Origin of the sequence: Desulfocurvus sp. (assembly GCF_023230885.1) — a bacterium.
Taxonomy (GTDB): Bacteria; Desulfobacterota; Desulfovibrionia; order Desulfovibrionales; family Desulfovibrionaceae; genus Desulfocurvus.
This window is the reverse complement of record NZ_JALNWM010000288.1, coordinates 1-2,795: the sequence shown is the minus strand read 5'-3', so window position 1 is coordinate 2,795 and position 2,795 is coordinate 1. Positions and strand designations below refer to the sequence as shown.

Sequence of the window (2,795 nt, the reverse complement as noted above, 5' to 3'; positions counted from 1 at the left end):
GGGTGCGCGTCTTGTCGCGACGTTCCGGAGGGGGCCGCGCGGGCCTTGGCGCGCGGCCCCCTCCGGCATGCGGGGTCAAGGGGGCGTTGCCCCCTTGCGGGGGGTGCCGGGGGGCGGAGCCCCCTGGCCGGGGTCCGGGGCGGCGCCCCGGCCTCCCGCGCCCGGGGCGCTGCCGGGCGGGCAATGAAAAGGCCCCGCCTCGTTGCCGGGGCGGGGCCGTGGGGCCGTGGGGCCGCGGGGGGCGCGGCTATTCGGCGGCGCCGAGGGAGAAGCCCTTGGTGGACGGGCCGGTGCTGGCGGAGGTCCCGGCGATCTTGGAGAGGTAGGTGTCGCCCAGGGTGTTGATGTGCTTGCCGACGTTGTCGAAGTGGTTGAAGTGGGCCTGTTCCTCGTCGATGATGGCCTCGAAGAGCTTGGCGCTCACGTTGTCGCCGCACTCGCGGCAGACCTGGAGGAACTGGTTGTACACGTCGATGGTGCCGTCTTCCACGTCGGCGTCGAAGGGGAAGATGGTGCGCACGTCCTGGGCCTTGACCACGGGGGCGGCCAGTTCGGTGGTGGGTTCGCCGTCCAGTTCCTTGATGCGTTCGGCGAACTGTTCGGCGTGGCGCATCTCGTCGATGGCGATGAGTTTCATGTCACGGGCCAGTTCGCCGTAGTCCATGCCGTCCAGCCCGTAGTGCTGGTTCATGTACTGGGAGATGGCGTACAGTTCCATGGCGCGGGCCTTGTTGAGGACTTCGAGCACCTTTTCCCTGCGTTTTTCCTTGTCGGTTTTCGCTTTGGCCATGACTGGTCTCCTTGGGTTGTGGTCTGGCCGCGCCGGGGCGGCCGGGATGTCTGTCTTCGGCTACACTATAGGTCATGTGGGGTCGGATTCAAGGGATGAAAGCGGTTTTCATCCTGCGGGGCGGCTTGACAGGGGGCGGCGGGCGGCCCTAGAAACCGCAAAACGGCGCGGCTTGCGCCGCCAACGGGACGACGGGAGGTCTGGCGTGACGACAGTGCGATGGAACGAAGGGTGGCGGCTTGGGGTGGCCAAGATGGACCGGCAGCATGAGCGGATCGTGGGGCTTTTGGCGGGGCTGGAGTCGGCCTGCGCCGGGGGCTCGGGCGAGGCGCTGGAGGAGGCCGCCGCCGAGGCCCTGGACTACATCGACTACCATTTCACCATGGAGCAGCGGCTGATGGAGGAATGGGACTACCCGGAGCTGGGCGAGCATGTGGACGAGCACGACGACTACATGGTTCAGGCGGCGGACGACCTGGCCATGCTCCAGGACGGCGCGGAACCGGCCGGGGCGGTGCTCGGGCGGCTGGCGGACTGGTGGGCCGGGCATCTCGCCGGGCCGGACCGTCGGCTGGCGGAGTTCCTGCGCGAGCATGGCGTGAAGTAGCCCTGTCCGGGGGTAAAGGCAGACGCGGCGCGTCCGGGCTGTTCCGGGCGCGCCGCGTCTGTTTTCCGGGCCGGGCGTCGGGTTCGGCCCGGGCCGGGTGCGGGCGGTCTAGAAGCGGGCCAGGGCCTTGGCGAAGCCTTCGGCGGAGCGGTTGATGACCTCCTCGCCGACGCAGAAGGCCAGGCGGAAGAAGCCCGGGCAGCCGAAGCCCGAGCCCGGCACGGCCAGGATGCGTTCCTCCTGGAGGGCGGCGCAGAAGGCCACGTCGTCTCCGCCCGGGGCCTGGGGGAAGAAGTAAAAGGCGCCCTTGGGCATGGTGAAGGTGTATCCGGCCTCGTCGAGGACGGTGGTCATGGCCTTGCGGCGTTCGGCGTAGACGGCGAGGTTGACCTGGGAGCCCAGGGCGCGCTCGACGAGCATCTGGCCGATGGCCGGGGCGTTGACGAAGCCCAGGATGCGGTTGGCCAGCACGATGCCGGCCACGAGGGTGGCCTTGTCGGGCATGGCGGGGTTGACCAGGGCGTATCCCACGCGCTCGCCGGGCAGGGACAGGCTCTTGGAGAAGGAGCTGACCACCACGGAGTAGGGGTACAGCGGCAGGACGCCGGGCACCTCGCAGCCGTCGAAGGCGAGGAAGCGGTAGGGCTCGTCGGCCACGAGGTAGATGGGGCGGCCGAACTCGGCGGTCTTGCGGCTCAGGATGGCCGCCAGGCCCTCCAGCTCGGCCCGGGTGTAGACGGCGCCGCTGGGGTTGTTGGGCGAGTTGATGAGCACCACGCGGGTGCGCGCGGTGATGGCGGCCTCCATGGCCGGGAGGTCGAGGTCGAAGGTCAGCGGCCGAGCGGGCACGGGGCGCAGGGCTCCGCCGTGGTTCTGCACATAGAAGCCGTATTCCACGAAGTAGGGCGCCGGGCAGACCACCTCGTCGCCGGGTTCGAGCACGGCGCGCAGCAGCGAGTTGAGGGCGCCGGCGGCGCCGCAGGTCAGCACGAGGTCGCCGGGTTCGACGGCCACGCCCTGCTCGCGCGAGAGGTGCCCGGCCAGGGCCTTGCGGGTGGCGGGGTAGCCGAAGTTGGGCATGTAGCCGAAGGCGAAGGGCCGTTCGGCGCCGTCGGCGATGTCGCGCAGGGCCTGGCCCACGGCCCTGGGCGGGGCGAGGTCGGGGTTGCCCAGGCTGAAGTCACACACGGCGTCCTCGCCGTACCTGGCCTTGAGTTCCAGGCCCGCCTCGAACATCTTGCGGATCCAGGACGAGTTCTTGAGGTAGCCCTGGACCTGGTTGGAAAGCATCTGCATGATCGGCGTGTCCTCGTTGGCCGCGCGCGGGCGGCGGCCCGGCCCGGGGCCGGGGGCTGGCTTCAGGGGATGTCGATTCCCCGTTTCTTGTATTCCGAAATT

3 protein-coding genes are annotated in these 2,795 nt (G+C 69.8%); 1 reads left to right on the top strand and 2 read right to left on the bottom strand.

Features of this window, described 5'->3' with window-relative positions:
• Window positions 1-247: 247 nt before the first annotated feature.
• Window positions 248-790, bottom strand: a complete 543-nt coding sequence (locus tag M0P34_RS14775) for a ferritin-like domain-containing protein (protein ID WP_291500490.1) — start codon at window positions 788-790, stop codon at window positions 248-250.
• A gap of 205 nt (window positions 791-995) precedes the next feature.
• Between M0P34_RS14775 and M0P34_RS14770 the strand changes: the two genes are divergently transcribed.
• On the top strand, window positions 996-1,397 hold the full coding sequence (locus M0P34_RS14770; RefSeq protein WP_291500488.1) for a hemerythrin domain-containing protein: 402 nt from the start codon (window positions 996-998) through the stop codon (window positions 1,395-1,397).
• Window positions 1,398-1,505: 108 nt separating this feature from the next.
• On the opposite strand, the gene M0P34_RS14765 is transcribed toward M0P34_RS14770, so the two are convergent.
• Window positions 1,506-2,693: a pyridoxal phosphate-dependent aminotransferase gene (locus M0P34_RS14765; RefSeq protein WP_291500486.1), complete on the bottom strand. Its 1,188-nt coding sequence runs from the start codon at window positions 2,691-2,693 to the stop codon at window positions 1,506-1,508.
• Window positions 2,694-2,795 lie beyond the last annotated feature (102 nt).

Excerpts from the sequence above, each read along its gene's own strand:
- M0P34_RS14775 (WP_291500490.1), bottom strand. The coding sequence starts at position 790 with ATGGCCAAAGCGAAAACCGACAAGGAAAAACGCAGGGAAAAGGTGCTC.
- M0P34_RS14765 (WP_291500486.1), bottom strand. The coding sequence starts at position 2,693 with ATGCAGATGCTTTCCAACCAGGTCCAGGGCTACCTCAAGAACTCGTCC.